Here is a 19,724-nt window from a genome sequence, read left to right as displayed (position 1 = left end):
TAAATATTTATTTATCTGATAACCAAATTTTTATGAAAAATTTAAAGAAAAAATAAGTTAGCATGAATCAAGGAGTTCTCAATAAACTTATTAGGTATAAGTATCTCAAAATTTTTTAGGAGTTTTTAATATAAAATAAAAGTTCATTTATTTCCAAATCCTCAAAATATAATCCGCAATATCCCATCCTTCCTGTTTCTCGTCGGCAGAAAATTTCTTCTCTACCAGGTCAGAAATTAATTACTGGATATTGGTCGGCAGATCAGCAACCTTTTCGTTCCACGCTTCGTGTCATCCTGCATCAGGGAAAAGAATTACTTTTCTATTGGCAATTGGCTCAAGAATGTCTCTTTTCAAGTCAAGTTCTTAGGCGACTCGTAGCCTCCAAAGGAATTCCGGAAATTGAAAGGATTGAATTAATTCGTTGGTTGCCAAGGAAAACTATTCCCACCAATGTGCCGATAATTTTCAGGATTTAAATCATCAAAATTGGCGGGCATATCTATAGGCATCGTCGAATAAGCACGAGCTACAAATTTAAATTCTCTCCTATTCTTATGATCTGGGGATGACCAAGCAAATCTTACAGTTTTATTTTCAAATCCATTGATATGTGTTCTCTTGCTTCCAATAAAATCCATTTCTTGGACAGTATCAGGATTATTTGTATTAGAAATTTCAGATGAGAAATTCTCTCTTTGTGATTTTATTATTATATCCCCTTCTTTAATTTTTTCGGTTTCCAAAGAATGAAACAAAAAAGCAGTTTCATTTCGAGCTCCAAGTCCTTCTTCAAATTTTAATGGCATTTTTCCGTATTGGTTACCGCGTCTCTGGTCGCTATATGAATTGGTAAGTAGGTCCACTTTTACGTTAGATTGAATGGCACCTTGTTCCACTGTCCCTGCTATAGCCTTGCCACGTCCAGTAATAGTAAAGATATCTTTAATACGAAATCTGAACATCCCTGACTCCTGATCCTCCTCGGGTGCTTCCACCAGCATAGGGAACTGACTCAAAATTTCTTGAAATTTATCTATGTGATCATTGTTTAGATCCAAAAGGAGAATTATTTGATCTTGTTCACTCCAGCCTTCCTTAATCGTATGTAGGCGGGCTTTATTTAATACTAAAACATCTTTAATTCGTGCAAAGAAATTTTCTTCTTTGCCCAGCAGTTTTATTCGATCTCCAATACTAATTGTTCCGTGAAGTAATCTTCCCGTTACAAAAGGTGGACCTCCGCTGCCCCCACCTAAATTTAACAGACCGCCAGAATGAACAAGAAATTTTACCCTATGGTCTTGATATTTTGGGCTACAAAAGAAATCAATATTGACATTAGGAACATGAAGATCACCCATATTTTTCAGCTGGACTTCAATCGAATATTCTGTACTTGCCGATATATAATTCAGAACATCTCCAGATGAAGAAAATAGCCTAATACCTATATTGGGAACTACTAAATAAGACTTGGCCTGAAATTCAGAGACATCTCCCTTGAAATATTTTTCATCTAAAGCTACGTCTTCACTTCTTTTTTCTTCACTTGTTTGGTAGTTTAAGAAATGTCTATAATTATGTTTAATTTCCTTATTTAATTCGGAAATTTCGTCGTTTAAATTCTTCAGAAAAAATTTCATGCCAAGAGAGTTTAAGTGTTGAACTTAAGGTTAACGGGTTCTTTAATGTTGTCATTAACGCATCCAGATGCTTCCCAACATGGATATCCAATCCCTCTATCTGCATCTAAATTTATATTCGGAATTGTTTCTCCTTTGTTGTACAAATCATACAAAGCTCCTGTTAACTCTACTGCGTTTCCCATAAGTTCACCTTTTGTAATGGAGTTGTGGTTGTTGAAATCAGTAATAGGAGCTATATTCCTAATAAATGGTAGAGAAATCCCTAGATCCTGATCAATGTAATAAGTGTGTGGCTCCTGTGAATAACTGACAGGACTTGGCGTTGTAGCTTCCTGCTCAATATTTAGAGGTGAGGGATAAACAAGATGGGACTCCTGTGGAGCAACACGCCAAATTCCTTCACCTACATCCATTTTTTTAAGGGGAAAGCCCCAGTTGTTGTTTAGGATGTTTCCCCTGATGTCTCGCGTCTGAGGGTTTAGCATATGTTGTACGCGCAAATCATTTAAATATCTCGGGCTCGGAAAGGCTAGTCCGTTTAGTGATACGGATAATCGAAAATAATCGTATATGCTATACAAAGCTTGATAAATCTGATTCAATATCCAATGCGTGGAATGTGTGGAAATAGTCGCAATGGAGTCCTCAATTGCCTCAATGGCTGCCGCTGCTGCTGCCGCTGCTGCTTTTATTACCCTTTCCAGTTTTTTAAACAGATTAACCAGACTATCCCAGCTAAAAGTTGATCCATTACTCGAAAATAAATCTTCGACTGCATCATCAAATTCGCTAAGAGCATTATTAAATCTGTTTTTAAAATCTTCCCACACTCCGCGCAAATCTTCACTTAAAGGTGGTAGATCAGGCAGTGAATCTGGTAAAATAGCCTCACTAGTACTACTTTTAAACCAACTGTACCATAGGCGGTAAGCAGCATCAACCTCTGCTGGCTCCATTCCACCTCCGAAAAGATGCTCCCCATTCTGTTTATATACTTCTTTCGTTGCCTCTGAGAAAAGGTTGGCTAGATCCTCTGGTAATCCTACATCGGTAATCCCCGGTGTTAAACTATCAATAATTGAATCGACTTCATTAATACGCTCACCAGAAAATATATCATAAACAGCTTCAGTAAATTTATATTTATCATGAAGTTCGCTGGTATTAAAGTCCAAATTGTCAAATTTTAAAAATGCTGAAACATCCTGAAATTTTTCAACTACACTATGTCTTTGGGAGTGAGTGCGATAGGGGCCTCTAACTATGTTGTTTACATAAGGATGACCTACCGCGTCAGCTGCAAAGTGTGAGAGGTAACCTATTGCGTACGAATGTAAAGCAGGATTATCTCTGCTATTTTCAAGTAAGTATTGCGAAAATTGACCTGATTTATTGTAATGTAGGATGTCAAACCACCACCAATTTTCTTTGGCTTCACAATTTTGGAGGGGACTTTTTAAAAAGCCGTATATGTCTATGTTGCTAGTAACCAGATCTTCTATTCCTTGGTTGACTATTCCCGTCATCAGCTCTAAGATTGCTTTTACGTCTTCAAGTAGTTGCTTTATTGCAGATAGCAAGGGAGAGTTACGTACTTCCTCAAGTAACCTCTCTCCAAGTTGATCTTTTAGTTCCTTAATCCTTATTAAAATGGGGAAACTCTCTTCTACTTTGGCCTCTAATGATTTTTGTATTTCTGCGAAACGTATCATTTTTCTTACCGGCAATAAATTGCCTTGGGGCCAGTCTTTAATGTTAAAAAACAGAAAATCAGGCCCTAAGGTTCCAAAATTGAGATGAGTTCTATTTTCGTCCATTTGATTCCTGATGTTCTGGGAAAATAAAAACTTTTCCCGGCGTGGTCCCTCTCCGTAATCAATAATGAAAGGATACTGTTCTCTTAATTTTTTACCTACGATGTAATGTACTGCTGGTCCCGGCATAAATTTGAAATTAAAAATTCGACATAGATATCGCCAGAAGGAGAATCCAGCAAATCTTTTAATAAAGGGGGGTGATTTCGTTAATATCCTCGGATGAGGCTGCTCAGTTTTACTCTAGAGAAGTAAATTATATTTTATAAATATGGAAAATATAATTGACAGCAAAGTTTAAAGAAGTGTTAAAATGTGTTATTCAATGAGTTACGATTTTATGGAACTTAATAGAAATTTTTTTCATGACCATAATTATCGTCCTAAGTCAAGTCTTTTCCTCCCCAAATCCTCAATATATAATCCGCAATATCCCATCCCTCTTGTTTCTCCTCAGAAGTAGCTTTTTTCTCCACAAGGTCAGAAATTAGGTACTGGATATTCTTCGGCAGATCACCAACTTTTTCGTTCCAGGTATTGTAACAGCCGGCATCAGGAAAAAGGATCACCTTTCTATTTGCTAAAGGTTTAAGCATTGAAGCTTTCAGATTCATAAGTCCGCCAGTAGCCATCCAGATAAATTCAGGAAAAGCAATGGAGGCGATTATAGCTGTCTTCTCACTTTCCACCAGGGCAATTGCCTTCTGCTTATCTAAATTCAGCAGGTGAAGCCCAAAAAGACATTGTTTAAGGTTATAGTCTGGTAGCTTTAGAACCGAATGAGCCCAATTTACCTTTTGTTTCTTTCCGTTATACTTGTTGTAAAGCATCATTTTTCCTGTGCGGACTATGTTCTGTTCATCAATCTGCCAGAAAACTGTTGTTCCTTTCCATTTTTTAGAAGTACCTATTCTATATTTTTCTCTGACATCTATTAAAGCATCCTTACCAATTACCGCCTCAAGAAAGACAAGAAAATTATTGGCAGATGATCCTTCGAGACTTTTTAGGTATAGCTCTTCTTCAATAAAAGATGGAGGCAACGATTTGCTTTTAGCTTGAAATGCAACTTGTCGTAAGACTGCTGGATTTATTGTAGTGTTCTGGTGTGAATGATCAATTGCGAAAGACGTCTGACTTTGAAAAAAATCTTTAGGCTTTAAGTGATAGCCGCATTTTTGCTCCCTATTACATTTGCCTACATTTTCAGAAATGTACTCCTTCTTTTCCAGATCAATATAACGAGTGAAGCTATGTTTCTTTCCACAGGAAGGGCATTGAAACCTGTTCTTTTGGGAGATATATGGTTCTAAAGTAAATCGATATTGGGGCATAAAAAGGTTTTAAATGACCTGCATCAGGAACACCTTCTACACGGTTAGTGTAGAAGGTGTATAAAATGTTACTCTTCAGAAACTTTTTTTTCTGCAAAAACTACCCATCCGGTGTTTTTGCGATCTGTATCAAAACCCCCGTTTTCGAGACGTTTTCTGAAAGTACGATCAGAACAAGGCCGGTTGGTATTTTCAAGGCAATACTGTCGGTATTCCTGGTATAACTCCTTCAACTTAATTTCCTCAGTACAGGATTTATGGTAATCATTATCATCAATAAAGCTGAACACGGAATCACTTTCCCTTCTAAACTTATTCACTTCCTCTTCTACAATTGTGCTGGAGGTAAATTTCTTCTTTTCCAGTAATCGAAGCATACCTGCCAGAATCCAGTTAAATATACCCGGTAATTCATGTCTGATTATTTTGGTAGAAAGGTTTTTATCTTGCCTCTCTTCCGGAATGGTTATTCGAAAAGGAATGATCAAAAATCGTCTAAAAAAAGCGTGGTTGTGTTCTATGTCCGTAGGAAGTTCATTGGCATTAAACATCAGCTTGGCATAGTCACGCATAATAAAGGATTGCTTGTAAACCTGACGGACATCTATTGGCTCCCTGGAAACCAATTTCTTAAAGATTTCCGATTGAACTGAGGTACTTGTTTCACTGCAGTAGTTAAGAAGCTTATCTGATATCATAGACCGGGAATCCTTGTCTTTAGTAAGACTGTCCAGGCTATAACTCGAAAAGTTTTCTTCCCCCAGTAGAGCACTTATAATATCGAAAATGACACTTTTCCCATTGGATCCACCACCATATAAGAACAAGGCTTTTTCAAGCTTCAGTACGTTGTTCTTGACAAAGATTGAACCGAGATATTCAGAAAGTATATCCTGCAATTCCTTTTCTGGTATAACTTCATCTAAAAACCTACAGAAGAGGGCCATATTTGCAGTTTCCTCATATTCAAAAGGTAATTGGTAGGTGAGAAAATCTTCCTTTCGGAATTCTCTAAGCTGCTGAACATCTTCCGAAATCTCAAAAGTTCCGTTTTGTAGGTTGATTAAGGTTACCTGGTTATTATCAGCTAAAGACGTCTGAAGCTTACCCTCGCCCGCAAATTGTTTAAACAGGTCGTCTTTAAATCTGTAATATTTCGCTTCAAGCTTCCCGGCTCCCATTTTTAAAGCAGCTTCACCAAGGAAATATCGGAATTCTTCTTCATCAACTTTTTCCCAGTATCTCTTGTTGAATAAGTAAATTGAACCATTTCTAAAAATGATATCCAGTTCAAGCTCCCTTGCTTTCTCTATTATAAACTGTATGCTCAGAACAACGAAATATTTGCGCGGCAAGGGTTTTTCATCATCAGTCCATTCTGCTTCCGTTTCAAAATTTTTCAACTCCAGGTTTTGCAGGATGAAATCTAAATTATTGGAGAGGGAAATCTTTTTTTCTAATTGCTCAGCTTCATTAACTAAGTCATCAATCGTGATGCTGTCCTCTGCAGCTGAATCACCGTTGCAACCGCCCGAGTGGTTTGCAGTTGAATTGCTGTTGCAACTGTCAAGAGCACCTGCGGTTGGATCCAGCGGTTGATGAGCGGTTGAGCCGTTGTTTGCAGGTTTTTCTCTAGTCTTACTGTCTTTGCTTTTAGCTTCAAGACTATTGTTTACCGTTGCTTCGTTTTTCTGATTAGTCTTTGCTTTTTGAGAAGAATTGCTCCCGTTGTCTTTTTTAGGTATATTTGTCATAATAGTGATTATTTCCGGAGTACGAATCCGGGAGTTAAAGAATTGAGCTTCAAGATTAACCTGCCAGTTATTTTGAAGCTCTTTTGTTTGAATTATGTAATACTTTTAGGATTTCAGATTTCTTGAATCTGATTCTGGTGCCAATTTTAAAGGGATGGATAACCCCTTCTTTGGACCAATTATAAATCGTGACCAAGGATACTCCCAGGAATTCGGCGGCCTCTTGCCTAGTGATCCAGATTTCCGGTTCCTTCGGAGTTAATTTTTCTGCCAATTCTTGCAGCTCAAGCCGAATGTCATTTCTAATCTCTCTTCTCAATTCTTCGGGAGAGATTTCATGTAGTTGTGTGATGGTTTTGCTCATGATTAATTTCTTTTAATTAAAAATTATATGAGCAAATGTAAAATGAGGTGCTTGCTTTTTATGCGAAACTAAAGTGAAGTGTTTGAGAAGTAAATGCGAAGTGAGTCTTCATAGTAGTTGATTATTAGTTTATTGAAGTGTACTTATCCTCAAAATTTATTTTAATTTTTTTAAAATAATGGAATTCATGTTCTTCAGGTTGGGCTCTCTCATCAATTCTCTTTATTATAATGGTATGCTCTTCTTCCAAAAACCTAAAGAAGTCTGCCCAAAGAGCTTTTTCTTCTATTAGTCCCTCTTTTTGAAAGAGATAGAAATACTTCGAAATAAAAGCTGTGCTTTTTTTTCTTTTCGGTTCAAAGGACAAGAGAAAATTAAACAATTTATGACCGTAACCATCTGAAAAAACCATTGGATATGGGCTAAATTTCAAATCCACTAATTCTTTATGACCTTCCATCTTTGTATAGATCAACTGTAACATTTTAATTTCTGACAGTATTTCTAATACCTTACCAAAATCTTTAAAAAAGTCGTTATTCCAGATTTCTTTACACTTAGTTATTGCATGTTGAGCATCACGACGCTGTGGTTTTATTTCTTCAATCCAGCGGACGAATTTTTCATGCACGACATTTTCATAATTTTCATAGGCATAATCAACAAAATCTGTATTAATCATTTGATCTTCAAAATTAGAAAAGGTAAAAAGGTGATTAAGATTGTTTTTCTGAAAATTTTGCCGGAGTTGTGTGGTTCTTTCCCCTATAAATTTCAATTTCTCCCTTTTCGAAAGATAAAATTGCATTTCGTTGGCTATCTTGGTAAATAATCTTTCTTTAAAATTATTTAACCTGTTCACATTATTCACCCATTCTTTATAAAAAGAAACATATTTAATATCACAAATTTCTTCAACATACATAATGTACGTAGTCGGTAGAGGCGTTTCCTTTTCAATTGCTTCTTCATACTCTAATCGAAAATCTCTCGTTTTCTCCCATTCAATTTCCCATAGTTCTTCAAGTTCTTGCGGGGTCATATCAGTCTTTCTTTTGGTAACACTACCTTTCTTTACATCCATTCATTATTGAAGTCTGTTGGCAGCAGTAATTTATTATCTCTAGTTTATAATTATAAATAAGCATCCATCGGCCAATCCTTGGAATGTTCTTCTTCCTGTTGAATAAAATTTTCGAAAATATCTAATAAGGATAATTTCCGATCACAGAATGAATTATTAGATCAATTCTTTCCTTTTCATAACCGTGGCAGTCTTCTGCTCCTAATAGATTACACCACTCTTGAGGTTTTACAGACGTCAATAAAGTGTTTCGAACCTTTTCTAAAGCTATATTTAGGTCACTTGTTATTGCTTGTGCGAGTAGTGCTATAAACAAATTATATTCAATCTTAAAATTGGTGCCAATAATCAATTGAATACCGTCAATTGTATGTATTTCTAAGTTTGGTATGAGGTGATAGTAGTAACGGAATAATTCGATGTATTCTCTTTCATCTCTATCGACTAGAAGATCAGAAATTTGATCCTCTTTAAATTCGGGAGACCCATAATTATCATCTCTGAACAACTGGCAGCTTAAAGATTTGGCTGCCAGTAATTTTTCAAAAGATATTTTGCTGGACCCAGTATTTATTTTTGACAAGATAAATTTAAATATTTCTGTATCCTCAATGCTACCTTCGTCTAAATTTTCAGGCATGAACTCTAATTCCTTCAGGATTTCGTCTATAAGTCTCAGTTCGTAGGTTAGTTCCATTGTTGATTTTTGAGATTCTATTTAATCATTTGGTTATATCTCCTTGTTCTTAGAAGAGTGGTTAATTTAAGCCTCCATCGGCCAATCCCTGTACTGACCCTCTGCCTGCTCGATCACTTCCTTCAGCAGATTATCCAGTTCCGAAAATGGCACTTTGCCGCGTAATTCTTTTTTCACTGCCAGCCGAATGGCGGCTCTCGCGTCTTCTTTTTTGGTCCAGTCGAGCTGGAGGTTTTTCTTGACGGAGTTTACCACCGTATGCACCAGGTCCTGGATGGGACCGGATTGGTTTAGTAACTTTTCGTTGGCAGACAAGAGGTCGTAGAAAGCCAGTTCGTCTTCGGTTAAACCGAGTTGCCTGGTCCTGATGTCGTCCTGCTGAAATTCATTCGCGATGTCCAGCAAATGCTTGATGGCGGCGATGGAATCCAGGGAATTCCGGTGGTAGTTGCTCAGTACTTTTTCCAGCTCGTCTTTCAGCTTGCGCATCCGGCGGATGTTCTTGGGCATTCGCACCCGAATCTCGTCATTGAGGATCCTGCGCAGCAGTTCGACTTTGATGTTCTCGTCGCCTTTTTCCTTTACAATAGCCTGGAACCTATCGTCTACTATGGAAATATCGATCTTGTCCAGGTTGTACATTTTTGCCAGGTCGACAATCTCCTGCGACTCCAGGGATTTGCTTATCAGGTCTTTTATCTTTTCGTTCTTTTCCCTGCGCGGACCGGGAGGGAATTTGATCTTTCTGATAAGCTGCCTGATCTTCTGAATGATCGCCAGTTCTTCCTGTATCTCCCAAACCCGCGGATCTGAACTGGTCATTGCCACCAATTCTGCCAGCTTTCGCTCTTCGAGTAAAAAGGCATCAGTAACGGCATCAGATTTTAAAAGGCTGTTCACTTTACTGTTGCACCATTTCAATCGGTCCATTTCGGTCATTGAATTGACGGCTTCCGCATCAAAATCGCCAATCAAATCCTTTACTTTCTCCAACTGCTCCAGACAAATTTCCACTGCGGCTTCAAGATCCAGAGTGGGTTTTCCTTCCCCGCCTCCGGCGGTGTATTTTTTTGTGGCTTCGGCAAGGAAGCCCGAGATGCCTATGAAATCTACCACGAGTCCGTTGGGTTTGTCTTTAAAAACCCGGTTCACCCTTGCAATGGCCTGCATCAGGTTATGGCCTTTCATTATCTTATCCACATAAATCGTATGGGCGCAGGGGGCATCAAAACCCGTGAGCCACATATCGCGAACGATCACGATTTGCAGCGGATCTTCAGGCGTGCGGAATCGTTTTTTTATGGCTTCCATCGCATCTTTGGTCCGAATATGCGGATTCCATTCTGTAGGATCTTTGCTGATGTTTCCGGTCATTATCACGGCTATTTCAGGACATTTTTTAAGTGCGCTTAGCGCATTGTACATTTTTACGCAGTTCTTGCGGCTCATACAAACGATCATCGCTTTGCCTTCCAGGCTTTCGGTCCTGGCCTTAAAATGGGTGAGGATGTCTTTAGCAACCCTTTCTACGCGGTCAGCAGCCCCGGCGGCATCTTCTATCGCAGCCCAAACGGCATTGTTCTCCTCGTCCTCATCTTCTTCCATTTCATCCAGCTCCTTATCGTATTTGGCTTTGATGTTGAGCGGAACCATTTTTGGCTCGTAATAAATAGGCACTGTGGAGCCATCTTCCACGGCCTGTTTGATATCGTAGGTGTGAATGGTGGGGCCAAATACCTGCTGGGTATCGGCATCTTTGCCATCTACGGGAGTTCCGGTGAAGCCTATAAAGGAGGCATTGGGCAGGGCGCGTCTTATGTTCTGCGCAAAGCCGCCGCTATGGAACCCGTACTGGGTGCGGTGGGCCTCATCTGCCATCACAATAAGGTTATACCTTTCAGAAAGTACAGGATGGGAGAGCTCTTTTCCCGTAGCCAGTTCTTTTAACCGAAATTTCTCAATGGTGGTAAAGATCACCCCGCCGCCATCGGTGCTCAGCAGGGCCCGCAGCTCATCTGTGGTATCGGCGTGTTGTACGTGGCCCACCAGGTCTTTGCACAGCACAAAATTCTCATAGAGTTGCTGGTCCAGGTCATTGCGGTCTACCTGGATGAGGATGGTGGGATTTTTCATTTCGGGCATTTGCCTCAGGATCCCGGTAAGGATGGCCATCGAAATGCTTTTGCCAGATCCCTGCGTGTGCCATATCACTCCCAGCCGGCCGTCACCTGTGGGTTTTATATTTTCTACCGCAGAGTCCACCGCTTTTTTGATGCCCCAGTACTGGTGATATTTTGCGCCTTTCTTGATTATTTTCCCGTTGTGGTCTTCGTGGAAAATGAAGTTTTGCAGGTAATTTAATAAAGTTTTCTTCGGAAATAATCCCTTCAGCAAGGTTTCCAGCTGAAGTTCCTGTTGCTGCTGAAGGTCATCCCCGTGCAGACTTTTCCACGGAGCAAACCACTTTAGGGAGGAGTTGTACATTCCGTGCAGGGTTTCCAGCCCATCTGAAACTACCGTGATGGCATTGTAATCAAACAGCTGCGGAATATCCTGAAAGTAATGCCCAATTTGCCGGTGCGCGTTTTCCACACCTACCTCGGGATCAAACATATTCTTGAACTCAAAAACAATGAGCGGAAGTCCGTTGATGAAAACGAGCAGATCTGTGCGCCGGCTGTTCTTGCCTATGATCTTTACTTCATCTGCACACACAAAGGTGTTTTTCTCCGGCTCCTTGTAATTGATAGGGTAAAGGTGCCGGGCCTGTTCCTTGCCCGAAGCATCTTTCCAGGTAATGGAAACCCCCTGGGTCATTTTAAGATGAAAATCGCGGTTGCGGTGATCGAGATCCATTCCCTCGTGCTGAGTGAAAGCTGAAAGGGCTTCGTTAATGGCAGTTGCCGGAACACCGGGATAGGAGCTTACCAAAAATTCCCGAAGATCCTCCTCCAACACCACCTTTTTGAGATCCCGCTGCAGGGAATTGCCTTCTTTATAGGTGTACCCTAACTCCTGAAGGCACTCTATGGCAGCCTTTTGCACCGTGATCTCGATCATTTGTGTCATAAGACTTCAGATAAGGTTTTCTCCACGTCTTTCACGCGGACTTCCCCGCTAATGAGTTTTGGAAGTAAGGTGTCGCGGAGTTTGGTTAGTGTTTGGTTTTCTTCACATAGAAGACTGCCTTGATTATACCAGCAAGTAACTTGTGTAACAAATTTTTCCATATTATCATTTTGGAAATCAATTGGAAGAGCAAATTTTAATTCTCTTATACTTTTAAGGCTAATCGTTTTTTGAGTGGAGCCCGTTACTTGCTCTTCTATCTGTTTTTTGATTTGCGAGCTATTTAATGCTGTGTATAAAAAACAACTATCTATATTTTTGGAAATGACTACAATAGTATTTTGTCCAAGGCAAAATTTATGATTATTACCCACAAATGAACTTATGCCATAAGTTCCAACTCTGGTCATTATAATATCTCCTTTTTTAGGTCTGTATTTTTTAGAAAACTCATTAAAAACTTCTTCATTGACCTTTAATGTGTTAGATAAATCCAGAAAACCAGTTTTCACATCCTTTACTCTAACCATTGGGTATCCAGAATCAGAATATTTGGGAGTCTTGTGCAAAGAGTCTATAACTTTTCCAATATCTTTGAGCGTTTTTACTTCCCATCCCTTCGGAATTTCCCCCAATTCGGAATCTACAAATTCCCCATCCTGAAAAGGCCCAAAATCAACAAACCAATGCTTATATAGAGCCATTGCCATTTCTTCCAGGGTTTTGTTCATCTGGAGATTGAGCTCGATCCTATCGTCCAAAGCGGAAAGGATGGAGGCGATGGATTTTTGTTCTTCAATTTCCGGAATTTCAATTTCAATTTTTCCAAAATCACTTTTGTTCAACATAGGCATAGTTGAGCCTGCACCTGCCATAGTTCTTAATTGTTCGTGAATGGAACATAATTTGTAGTACAAAAAATCTGAATCGGCGTTCTTATTAGGAATTATGGAATTTAGCTGCTGGTTTGTTAAAACTTCTGTTTTGTTAACCACCACTTTTCCCATTTGCGAGCCTATGCAGGTAACCAAGACACTGCCCGGGGGTAATATTTTAGATTTGAAATGTTTAATTCCTTCAGTGGATAAATATCTGGAAGCGAAACTCACGTTTTTGTGATAATCCGAAAAATCAGTAGGGGTTACAAAAGGTAAATGATCTCCAAAATGTTCAGGATGTTTGGAAGATGGAGTTTTACCGGTTACGACTGTTCCTAAATCTTCTAATCTATATGTTTTCCAGTTTTCTGGCATTAGTTGTTGCTTGTTTTTTTAACATCTTGTGTGAGATTAGTAGTGCCCAACCTAAAAAACCTGGAATAATGACCCATTAAAAGTTTTGGCTCGTACGCTTGGCTTTGAACGATTTGACAATCGATATTTTTTCTTGCTATCATTTATTCTTAGTATTAATCACTCCTATTAAATCTTCCTCATCAAAATAGTAAGCTCCACTTATTTCTAATCTTCCTGGATAGTCAGTTCCAAAAGATCGTCCGCCAATTATTTGCTTTTCTCCTAGTATCGTCCAAACAACCTTTAATTTGTTCTCATTTAGAAACTTTAAAAAAGAATCTTTCCGAACAAGCAGATAAGATTTCGAATCATGATAAACATTTGGTGCAAAACATTGAACCATTTCTGAATTGTCTATAAATTCTCCCTCTCTTTGGCTGTATTTTAAATCCATACCTTTATGTATAACAGTACTTGGTTTTAAAAAGCTAATGGTTTCCTCTTTCGATTTGTCAAATTCTTCTTCCCATAAAAAGCCTTGTGCAGTTACATTAACTTCAGCTACATACTTTCCAGATTCTTTGTCGTGAACTGCTGTCCATTCAGTCCCTCCATAATATTCAGTCATAAAATAGTTCTGAGCAGGTGACCAATAATATTCTCTGCTGAACATTTCGTACCTGTCACCACTTTCAGGCATCCAACGACCCATGAAATCCTGTTCAATAGCCCAATTTTTAACCGAATTGAATCCATCATCTTTAACTAGATAACTTCTAATATGACACCAAAGCTCTTTATGTGGTTGATCCCATTTTTCTTCACCAATTTTTTTTGGTTCTGACCAAGAGGGATAACCCTCCAATACCAACCATTCTTCTCCCTTATCATCTTTAATTTGAATGATTTCTTCCATATTAGGTAAAACACTTGAATCATTTACCCAGCTTTCGTTTGTACATTCCCAATTAAATACTTTGTTGTTAACCCACCAGAAATCTTGCGATTGCTCATCATCATAACTTCCTGTTTCACTAATCAGCATTGTCGGATCAATATCTCTAACATAAGGGTCCCAAGGTCCTTGATATGGATTTTCTTTCTTTTCTCCCCATCTTTCTTGTTTTATGAAGTTATCAGATAACAAGGCCATATATTCATAGTAGGCTATCCATTGATATTTCTTCCCAATTCTTTCGTGAGGAGTAGTACCTCTTCCCCTGCCTGTACCAATTTCATTATCAAATGAAAGATGTAATTCTGGATTCCATCCAAGTTCTATAACCCTTGACAGGATTAATCTTTGAGCAATCCTTAAATCAAAATACTCTCCGGTATTTATAATCTTATGATTGTGATCTAAATAAGGCTCTACTTCCTTCTCATATTCCGACAACAACTCAGCTGTTAATGATTTTTTGAAGTCATCTCTTGTTTGGTTCAACTCTTCTTCAGTTTTCCTGCCAATTGCCGTCTTAAAACTATATATGCTATCACCTAGTTTTAGACCTTCATCAGATTCCTCAGTTATTATCGGGTCAAGACAATTCAATAATTCTAATTGTTCAGGATTTAATTTACCCTTGAAATTTTTAAACACGTCTTCTCTATCTACTGGAGTTTCGCCTTTTTTGCAACCTGACCATTCTGATGAACCACTATTAGTGCCTATTGTATATCTTGAAAAATCACCAAATCCCATTACAGAACTCCATATGTTTCTGTAATTATCATTGTTATATTTTTCTTTCAGTTCTTCATAAGATGGAATTTCTTCTGGCCAATTACTTTGATACGGAGGCCGAACCTTTGATAAATCAAAACTCAATGCAATTCCAAGGTAACGAGCATATTCGATTGCCCCTCTAGCGTAATCTCTTAATAATATGTGTGGAATTACACCTGTTGGGTCGCTAAATACCGTTTTAAAAATATATTCACTTAGTTCAATTATTTTCTCCCTTTGATCCGTCCTTAATACACATCCATAAGCAACAGCAAATAGTCTTTCATATACAAAAGGGTCATTAACTTCTTCAAACTTTTTTAGGAGTTCTAACAATACATCAAGCCTATTTTGTAATAAGCAAACTAGTGCTTTTGTGGAACAATCCCTGAGTTCTCTATTGGTGGAAGTGTGAAACCATGTTAATGTGATACTAGATAGCAAAACTGATTCATCTGAAATGTGTGATTTATCTGTTTCACTCCAAGCCCAATCGATCAGGCGTTTTACTGATGATTCATCAGTAAATCTATGTTTAAGAAATTGAGTCCAGGAAGCATCTCTGTCAGGAAGTGAGTATTTTATTAAGTGATTATGTAAAGAATGAGCATTAAAGAAATGGTTCGGTATTCCTGTAACAGCGAGTATAGTTTCCCAGAAATAGTCATAAGTGCCTTGGTAGGAAAACACATGGTTGTTTACATATTGTTTTGACTCTTCATTAATGGTTTCGACCTTTCTCCAAAGTAGGCTTTCAACAAAAGACTCAACAATTGGATATTTGTCTTTAAGATCAAGAATGAGGTTATAAAACTCATAACCTTTTATTTCAGGCACCTGAATTGAAAAAGCCTCGATTAGTCCTTTATGTCTATAAATTGCGTTTTCATTTTCTACGTATTTATATAACCTACCATTTTCTTTAAACTCTTTCTCTAACTCAGGATAATATTCAAGTAAATATTTAACAGTTAAATGGTCCTCAAATCGCTCGTAGGCTAAATAAACTCCTTCTTCATAATCATCTGCTTCTTTCCAAAAGAGGTTTTTTGATAGTACACCTTCTGTAATTAATTCATCTATAAATCCTTTTTTGTCAATAAAACTTGAAATGGATTCATTGACAACTTTATAGGCTTGTTCGTAAGGTATATATCTAAGTTGATTGTCAACTTTGAACTTTATTAAAGCATTAATGGATTTTTGTACTAGGTTTAAACTATCCGAGTACCCAACTCTTTTCGGCCTTGATAAAACAACATTTACATTTTTGATGAAAAAGCTGATTATTGAAGTTATGCCTTGAAGACCATCAGGAATTCGGGTTAATCCAGCTTTGTTTATTCCCTCACAAAATAGTTTTAAGAAGAGAGGGTTTTGAAATTCTGGATGCAACAATGGCACATTAGGCAATTCAATGTTATAATTCTCAAAAAACAATTTACTTGCCTCATATTCGATATTCCTAAACCCATAAAGATGGTGTTCTACTATATCTAAGCTAGTTCTTTCTTCTTCAGGAAAAATTAAGTTCTTGTATGAGGTTCTTATAGTCAATACAAGACCAAGCCATTCATATTTCTTTATCCCATTAACGAAGCTTTTCAAAAATTCATTCCAGAAGTAGTTCCCTTTACCTTCATTGATCGCATCAATAAAAAGGACTATTCTCTTCCCTGACTTTTCCGCTTGTTGATTTAATTTTCTGAGAAAATCTTCAGACTTAGAGTTGATTTGAAGTCTTTTGAAAATTTGTGTCCATGGATCTTCTTCTGTAACAAAATGCTGACCCAGAAGAAAAACACTTTGATGTTCTTTTTTAATTCTCCTTGAAACTATATCTCCAATCAAATGTGATTTCCCAATGCCAGCTTCACCATCTAGTAATAAAAAAGGATTATTCGCAAGTTTAAATAAAGAGCTATGAATTAAATTTTGAAAAGTAGAAACCTCGTGCTCAAACTCTCTAATATTTCTTAATTCAGTACCGTGTTTATGATAATATTGGTAATCATTTTTTTCTTTTTGTACTTTACGTTCTTCCGTTATATAGTAGTCATAAATATCTTGAACAGAGCTTTGAGTCTTGTCCAATAAGTCTTCAAATTCATTTACAGGAATTGAAGTAGTTCCCAAGAAATCAATATTATGGAATAAAGCCTGTAATTCATCAAAGGTACTTTCTAAATTCTCTAGACTTTCTTTAACTTCAGGTTGATTTTTTAATACCTTTTTTCCTTTTATCAGAAACTGATCAAATTGCTTAGTTACCTTCCTTTTAAATTGTTCGGTTCTTCCTAGACCTTCGAATATTTCAGATACTTCAAGTTTTACATTTAGCTCAGGCGTGTACCTTTTTCCAAGGTCATCAATTGATGATTTACATTGCTCATTGAACCAATTTTGATTAGGTTGAAATGTTAACTCCGACTTTATACCTTCAATCTTGTCATCAATATCTTTTGAAAGGCGGTTGAAAATGTTGCTTGTAATACTTTCAACTGTTACTTCAACCCCTGATTTTTTAGCCTTTATCTCTTGAAGCCATACGTATGTGAACAGAAATAGTAAAATAATGATGAGCATTATGCTCCACCAAGGGAGGTTTATACTTACCCAAAAATGTATTACACCCCAAAATATTTCTAACCACGTATCGTTGGCATCTTCATAAAGTTTGGCTGTTGCAATTACAACGAACTCCAACTTATTCGCGATTTCTCCTAGAATTACCAATGCTAAAGGAACTGCAATGCTCCAATAGGTTTTTCGTAGCCTCAGCTTAAATACCCAAGAAAGTATCCATTCAACAAGTGGCTTTATTTTTTCTATTTTATTCATTCATCAGCGGCTAGATTATACAGCTTTTTTGGTTTTTAGGCGTTCGCTTTTTAGTCGTCAAATATTAAATGTGCTGTTTGAATAATCGTCTTTTAAAGGATCTTATCAAAATTAGTTTTAATCTTTACCTTCAATTCTTCAACTTTTTCAAACTGCTCTAACAACTCCGCTTTCAGGGTCTCCATCTTTTCTTTAAAAGGGATTCCGTCGTCTTCTTAATCCTCCCCCGGCCTCCCGATAAAAAATCGGGACAGGCTCTCCGAAGGAGGGGAGATGTTGCCCCGAATTTTTCATTTATATATTTTCCTGTTCTGCCGTATTAGTTGTCTTTTATTCCTCTTAGCAATGCGCTAAATATATTTTTTATTTCTCCTACATTATCATCTGTGCCCGCTACCATTTCACGCACTTTGGGACCAGTGCCGGTACCCAGTTCTTTTTCAAGTTCGGTAATGATCAAATTTTTTAAATTTTGGTCCCGGTCCAGGATAGATTGCATCTTTCGTCCCATCACTCTTGCCGCCGCTGTTTCCTGCCGAAAATCTTCAGCATCAAAAATATCGGCATAAGGAGAACCTTCCAGAAATAATTCTTCTTCATACAGGTTCCAGGCAGCTTTAAACAGGTCTTTAATATCCTTGAGATCTTTTGTGCGTTCCGGTCTTTCACTCCAGGAGATCAGCTTCAAAATGACCACTCCGTGGGTAGGAGAAACAGGTATCGCAAAACCTTCTGGATGTTTAAAACCCTGGATTTCCTCCCCAACTTCAGCTAAACCTACTACAGATAATTCTATTCCCGTCCCGGGCAGCTGTACCAAATTGTTCCCTGCAATGCCACCATAGGGCAGCAAGTCAATAAGAGTATTGGTTTTCCGGTGATGCATCCTGTATCCCTCCTGTTTTTTCTGCGGGAAAAAACCATTATCCACCAATTCTTGTAACAGGGCTTCGTAGGTGGAAATATCGGGCAACATTATTGCAAAATCGATATCCCCGGTTGCACGGGTGGGTTTTTGTCCGGCCTTATATAAAGCCACATCTCTTGCGTTGGCACCTATGAGATAATAGGAAATCCCAAATTTCCTGAAGGTCGTTTCCAGAAGCAGGTACACTTCCTTGTGATGAGCAAAAGAGTATGCTTTATAAGTTGGGCCTGATGTGTTCATTTAATATAATTTCGGCTGTTTCAATGTTTCTGCTTTCACCTGTTGCCATCAACTGGGCGTAAATAAGAATGGGGTGCACGTAAGGAAGGTCGTCATCTTCGGGATGGTTCCAGAATTTCTCATAAACCTCCAGTTCCCCCGTAGGAGATGGAACCAGTTTGTGTTTTTTTAAAATGTTTTCTTTAGTTGGTACAAAGAGGCTGAATTTTTCCGCGATCAGGTAATTGGTGAGTAGGGCAGCTGCGGGTTCTCCTCCCCATTTAAGCCCTGTTGCCCTTATTTCTTTTTCAGCTAACATTTCTTGCATATTTCTCCCTACCGGTTTGTAATTTCCTAGGAATTTAGAAGGCAATATTTTCTCACCTAACACTTCGGTCCACTTCAGTAAAAGTCCTTCTTTATTAGAGAGTTCCCATTTGTTCTTGTCGAGCCTTATAAGAAATTTCTCTTTTTGAAGGCCTTCAAAAACTTTAGGGATTGTACCAAGAGACACCCCGGCATATTCTGCTATAAGCCGCTGTGGCTCATTCACCAGTTGAGGGTCCCGCAAAAACTGAAAGACTACAGCTCCTCCTGCTTTGGAAAAGGCCCTGGATTTATATTTTCCCGGAACAGTAGGCGCAGATTTTCCGTCAATATGAATAAGAAGCGAATTGAGCTTTAAATACATATTGCCGGCCCTGTCCAGGTAATTGACCTCTTTTTCCCTTAGCAATTCTTTTGCTTTTGGGGTGATATATTCTCCTGCAAGCAGGATGTTATTTTCCTTATATCTGGTCTTGATTTCCTCAAGAACCTTTGAAAGGTTTACCGGAGTGATTTCACGTTTGGTCTCCAGGTAAATTACCTGGTCATTCAGCTGAATTCGCGCATCGAATCCGCCGGCCTTGGCAGAGAGTTCCTTGAAAGAAACATTCAGGGCCTGTTGCTCCAAAATCTCTTTTAGATGCTGTACCGGATCATATGGGGCAATGCTCTTCATTATTTTC

The 19,724-nt window shown here is 38.2% G+C and carries 12 protein-coding genes; all 12 read right to left on the bottom strand.

The genetic code is table 11. From position 1 onward, the window contains the following. Positions 1-416: 416 nt before the first annotated feature. The 12 genes from LA313_RS00590 to LA313_RS00535 all read right to left on the bottom strand — a co-directional run bounded on the left by LA313_RS00590 (position 417) and on the right by LA313_RS00535 (position 19,717). Positions 417-1,646, bottom strand: a complete 1,230-nt coding sequence (locus LA313_RS00590) for a hypothetical protein (protein ID WP_228912666.1) — start codon at positions 1,644-1,646, stop codon at positions 417-419. Between the two features lie 11 nt (positions 1,647-1,657). After that, complete coding sequence (locus LA313_RS00585; RefSeq protein ID WP_228912665.1) at positions 1,658-3,592, bottom strand: zinc dependent phospholipase C family protein; 1,935 nt, start codon at positions 3,590-3,592, stop codon at positions 1,658-1,660. A gap of 254 nt (positions 3,593-3,846) precedes the next feature. Further along, positions 3,847-4,797: a DUF6371 domain-containing protein gene (locus LA313_RS00580; RefSeq protein ID WP_228912664.1), complete on the bottom strand. Its 951-nt coding sequence runs from the start codon at positions 4,795-4,797 to the stop codon at positions 3,847-3,849. 68 nt (positions 4,798-4,865) lie between these two features. After that, positions 4,866-6,551: a DNA primase family protein gene (locus LA313_RS00575; RefSeq protein ID WP_228912663.1), complete on the bottom strand. Its 1,686-nt coding sequence runs from the start codon at positions 6,549-6,551 to the stop codon at positions 4,866-4,868. 67 nt (positions 6,552-6,618) lie between these two features. Further along, positions 6,619-6,915 carry a helix-turn-helix domain-containing protein gene (locus LA313_RS00570; protein WP_228912662.1) on the bottom strand — a complete coding sequence of 99 codons (297 nt, stop codon included), beginning with the start codon at positions 6,913-6,915 and terminating at the stop codon, positions 6,619-6,621. A 124-nt stretch (positions 6,916-7,039) separates the two neighbouring features. Then, positions 7,040-7,999 (bottom strand): hypothetical protein, encoded by a 960-nt coding sequence (locus tag LA313_RS00565; protein ID WP_228912661.1) that lies wholly within the window; start codon positions 7,997-7,999, stop codon positions 7,040-7,042. Positions 8,000-8,120: 121 nt separating this feature from the next. Continuing rightward, positions 8,121-8,696, bottom strand: coding sequence for a hypothetical protein (locus tag LA313_RS00560; RefSeq protein ID WP_228912660.1), 576 nt, complete (start codon positions 8,694-8,696; stop codon positions 8,121-8,123). 66 nt (positions 8,697-8,762) lie between these two features. Next, positions 8,763-11,765 (bottom strand): type I restriction endonuclease subunit R, encoded by a 3,003-nt coding sequence (locus LA313_RS00555; protein ID WP_228912659.1) that lies wholly within the window; start codon positions 11,763-11,765, stop codon positions 8,763-8,765. Next, on the bottom strand, positions 11,762-13,018 hold the full coding sequence (locus LA313_RS00550) for a restriction endonuclease subunit S (protein ID WP_228912658.1): 1,257 nt from the start codon (positions 13,016-13,018) through the stop codon (positions 11,762-11,764). The genes LA313_RS00555 and LA313_RS00550 overlap by 4 nt, the downstream gene beginning before the upstream one ends. A gap of 139 nt (positions 13,019-13,157) precedes the next feature. Then, on the bottom strand, positions 13,158-17,567 hold the full coding sequence (gene avs2 / locus LA313_RS00545; RefSeq protein ID WP_228912657.1) for an AVAST type 2 anti-phage system protein Avs2: 4,410 nt from the start codon (positions 17,565-17,567) through the stop codon (positions 13,158-13,160). Between the two features lie 319 nt (positions 17,568-17,886). Further along, positions 17,887-18,735, bottom strand: a complete 849-nt coding sequence (locus LA313_RS00540; RefSeq protein ID WP_228912656.1) for a hypothetical protein — start codon at positions 18,733-18,735, stop codon at positions 17,887-17,889. Then, positions 18,710-19,717, bottom strand: coding sequence for a type IV toxin-antitoxin system AbiEi family antitoxin (locus LA313_RS00535; protein WP_228912655.1), 1,008 nt, complete (start codon positions 19,715-19,717; stop codon positions 18,710-18,712). Before LA313_RS00535 ends, LA313_RS00540 begins: the two co-directional genes overlap by 26 nt. Positions 19,718-19,724 lie beyond the last annotated feature (7 nt).

Origin of the sequence: Salinimicrobium sediminilitoris (genome assembly GCF_020866905.1) — a bacterium.
In the GTDB taxonomy this organism is placed as follows: Bacteria; Bacteroidota; Bacteroidia; order Flavobacteriales; family Flavobacteriaceae; genus Salinimicrobium; species Salinimicrobium sediminilitoris.
Note: the sequence above shows the minus strand (reverse complement) of the source record. Positions and strands in the feature narration are given on the sequence as shown.

Coding starts and splice junctions, on each gene's coding strand:
- LA313_RS00535 (WP_228912655.1), bottom strand. CDS start 19,717: ATGAAGAGCATTGCCCCATATGATCCGGTACAGCATCTAAAAGAGATT.
- LA313_RS00565 (WP_228912661.1), bottom strand. CDS start 7,999: ATGGATGTAAAGAAAGGTAGTGTTACCAAAAGAAAGACTGATATGACC.
- LA313_RS00550 (WP_228912658.1), bottom strand. CDS start 13,018: ATGCCAGAAAACTGGAAAACATATAGATTAGAAGATTTAGGAACAGTC.
- LA313_RS00590 (WP_228912666.1), bottom strand. CDS start 1,646: ATGAAATTTTTTCTGAAGAATTTAAACGACGAAATTTCCGAATTAAAT.
- LA313_RS00580 (WP_228912664.1), bottom strand. CDS start 4,797: ATGCCCCAATATCGATTTACTTTAGAACCATATATCTCCCAAAAGAAC.
- LA313_RS00560 (WP_228912660.1), bottom strand. CDS start 8,696: ATGGAACTAACCTACGAACTGAGACTTATAGACGAAATCCTGAAGGAA.
- LA313_RS00575 (WP_228912663.1), bottom strand. CDS start 6,551: ATGACAAATATACCTAAAAAAGACAACGGGAGCAATTCTTCTCAAAAA.
- LA313_RS00555 (WP_228912659.1), bottom strand. CDS start 11,765: ATGACACAAATGATCGAGATCACGGTGCAAAAGGCTGCCATAGAGTGC.
- LA313_RS00540 (WP_228912656.1), bottom strand. CDS start 18,735: ATGAACACATCAGGCCCAACTTATAAAGCATACTCTTTTGCTCATCAC.
- LA313_RS00585 (WP_228912665.1), bottom strand. CDS start 3,592: ATGCCGGGACCAGCAGTACATTACATCGTAGGTAAAAAATTAAGAGAA.
- LA313_RS00570 (WP_228912662.1), bottom strand. CDS start 6,915: ATGAGCAAAACCATCACACAACTACATGAAATCTCTCCCGAAGAATTG.
- avs2 (WP_228912657.1), bottom strand. CDS start 17,567: ATGAATAAAATAGAAAAAATAAAGCCACTTGTTGAATGGATACTTTCT.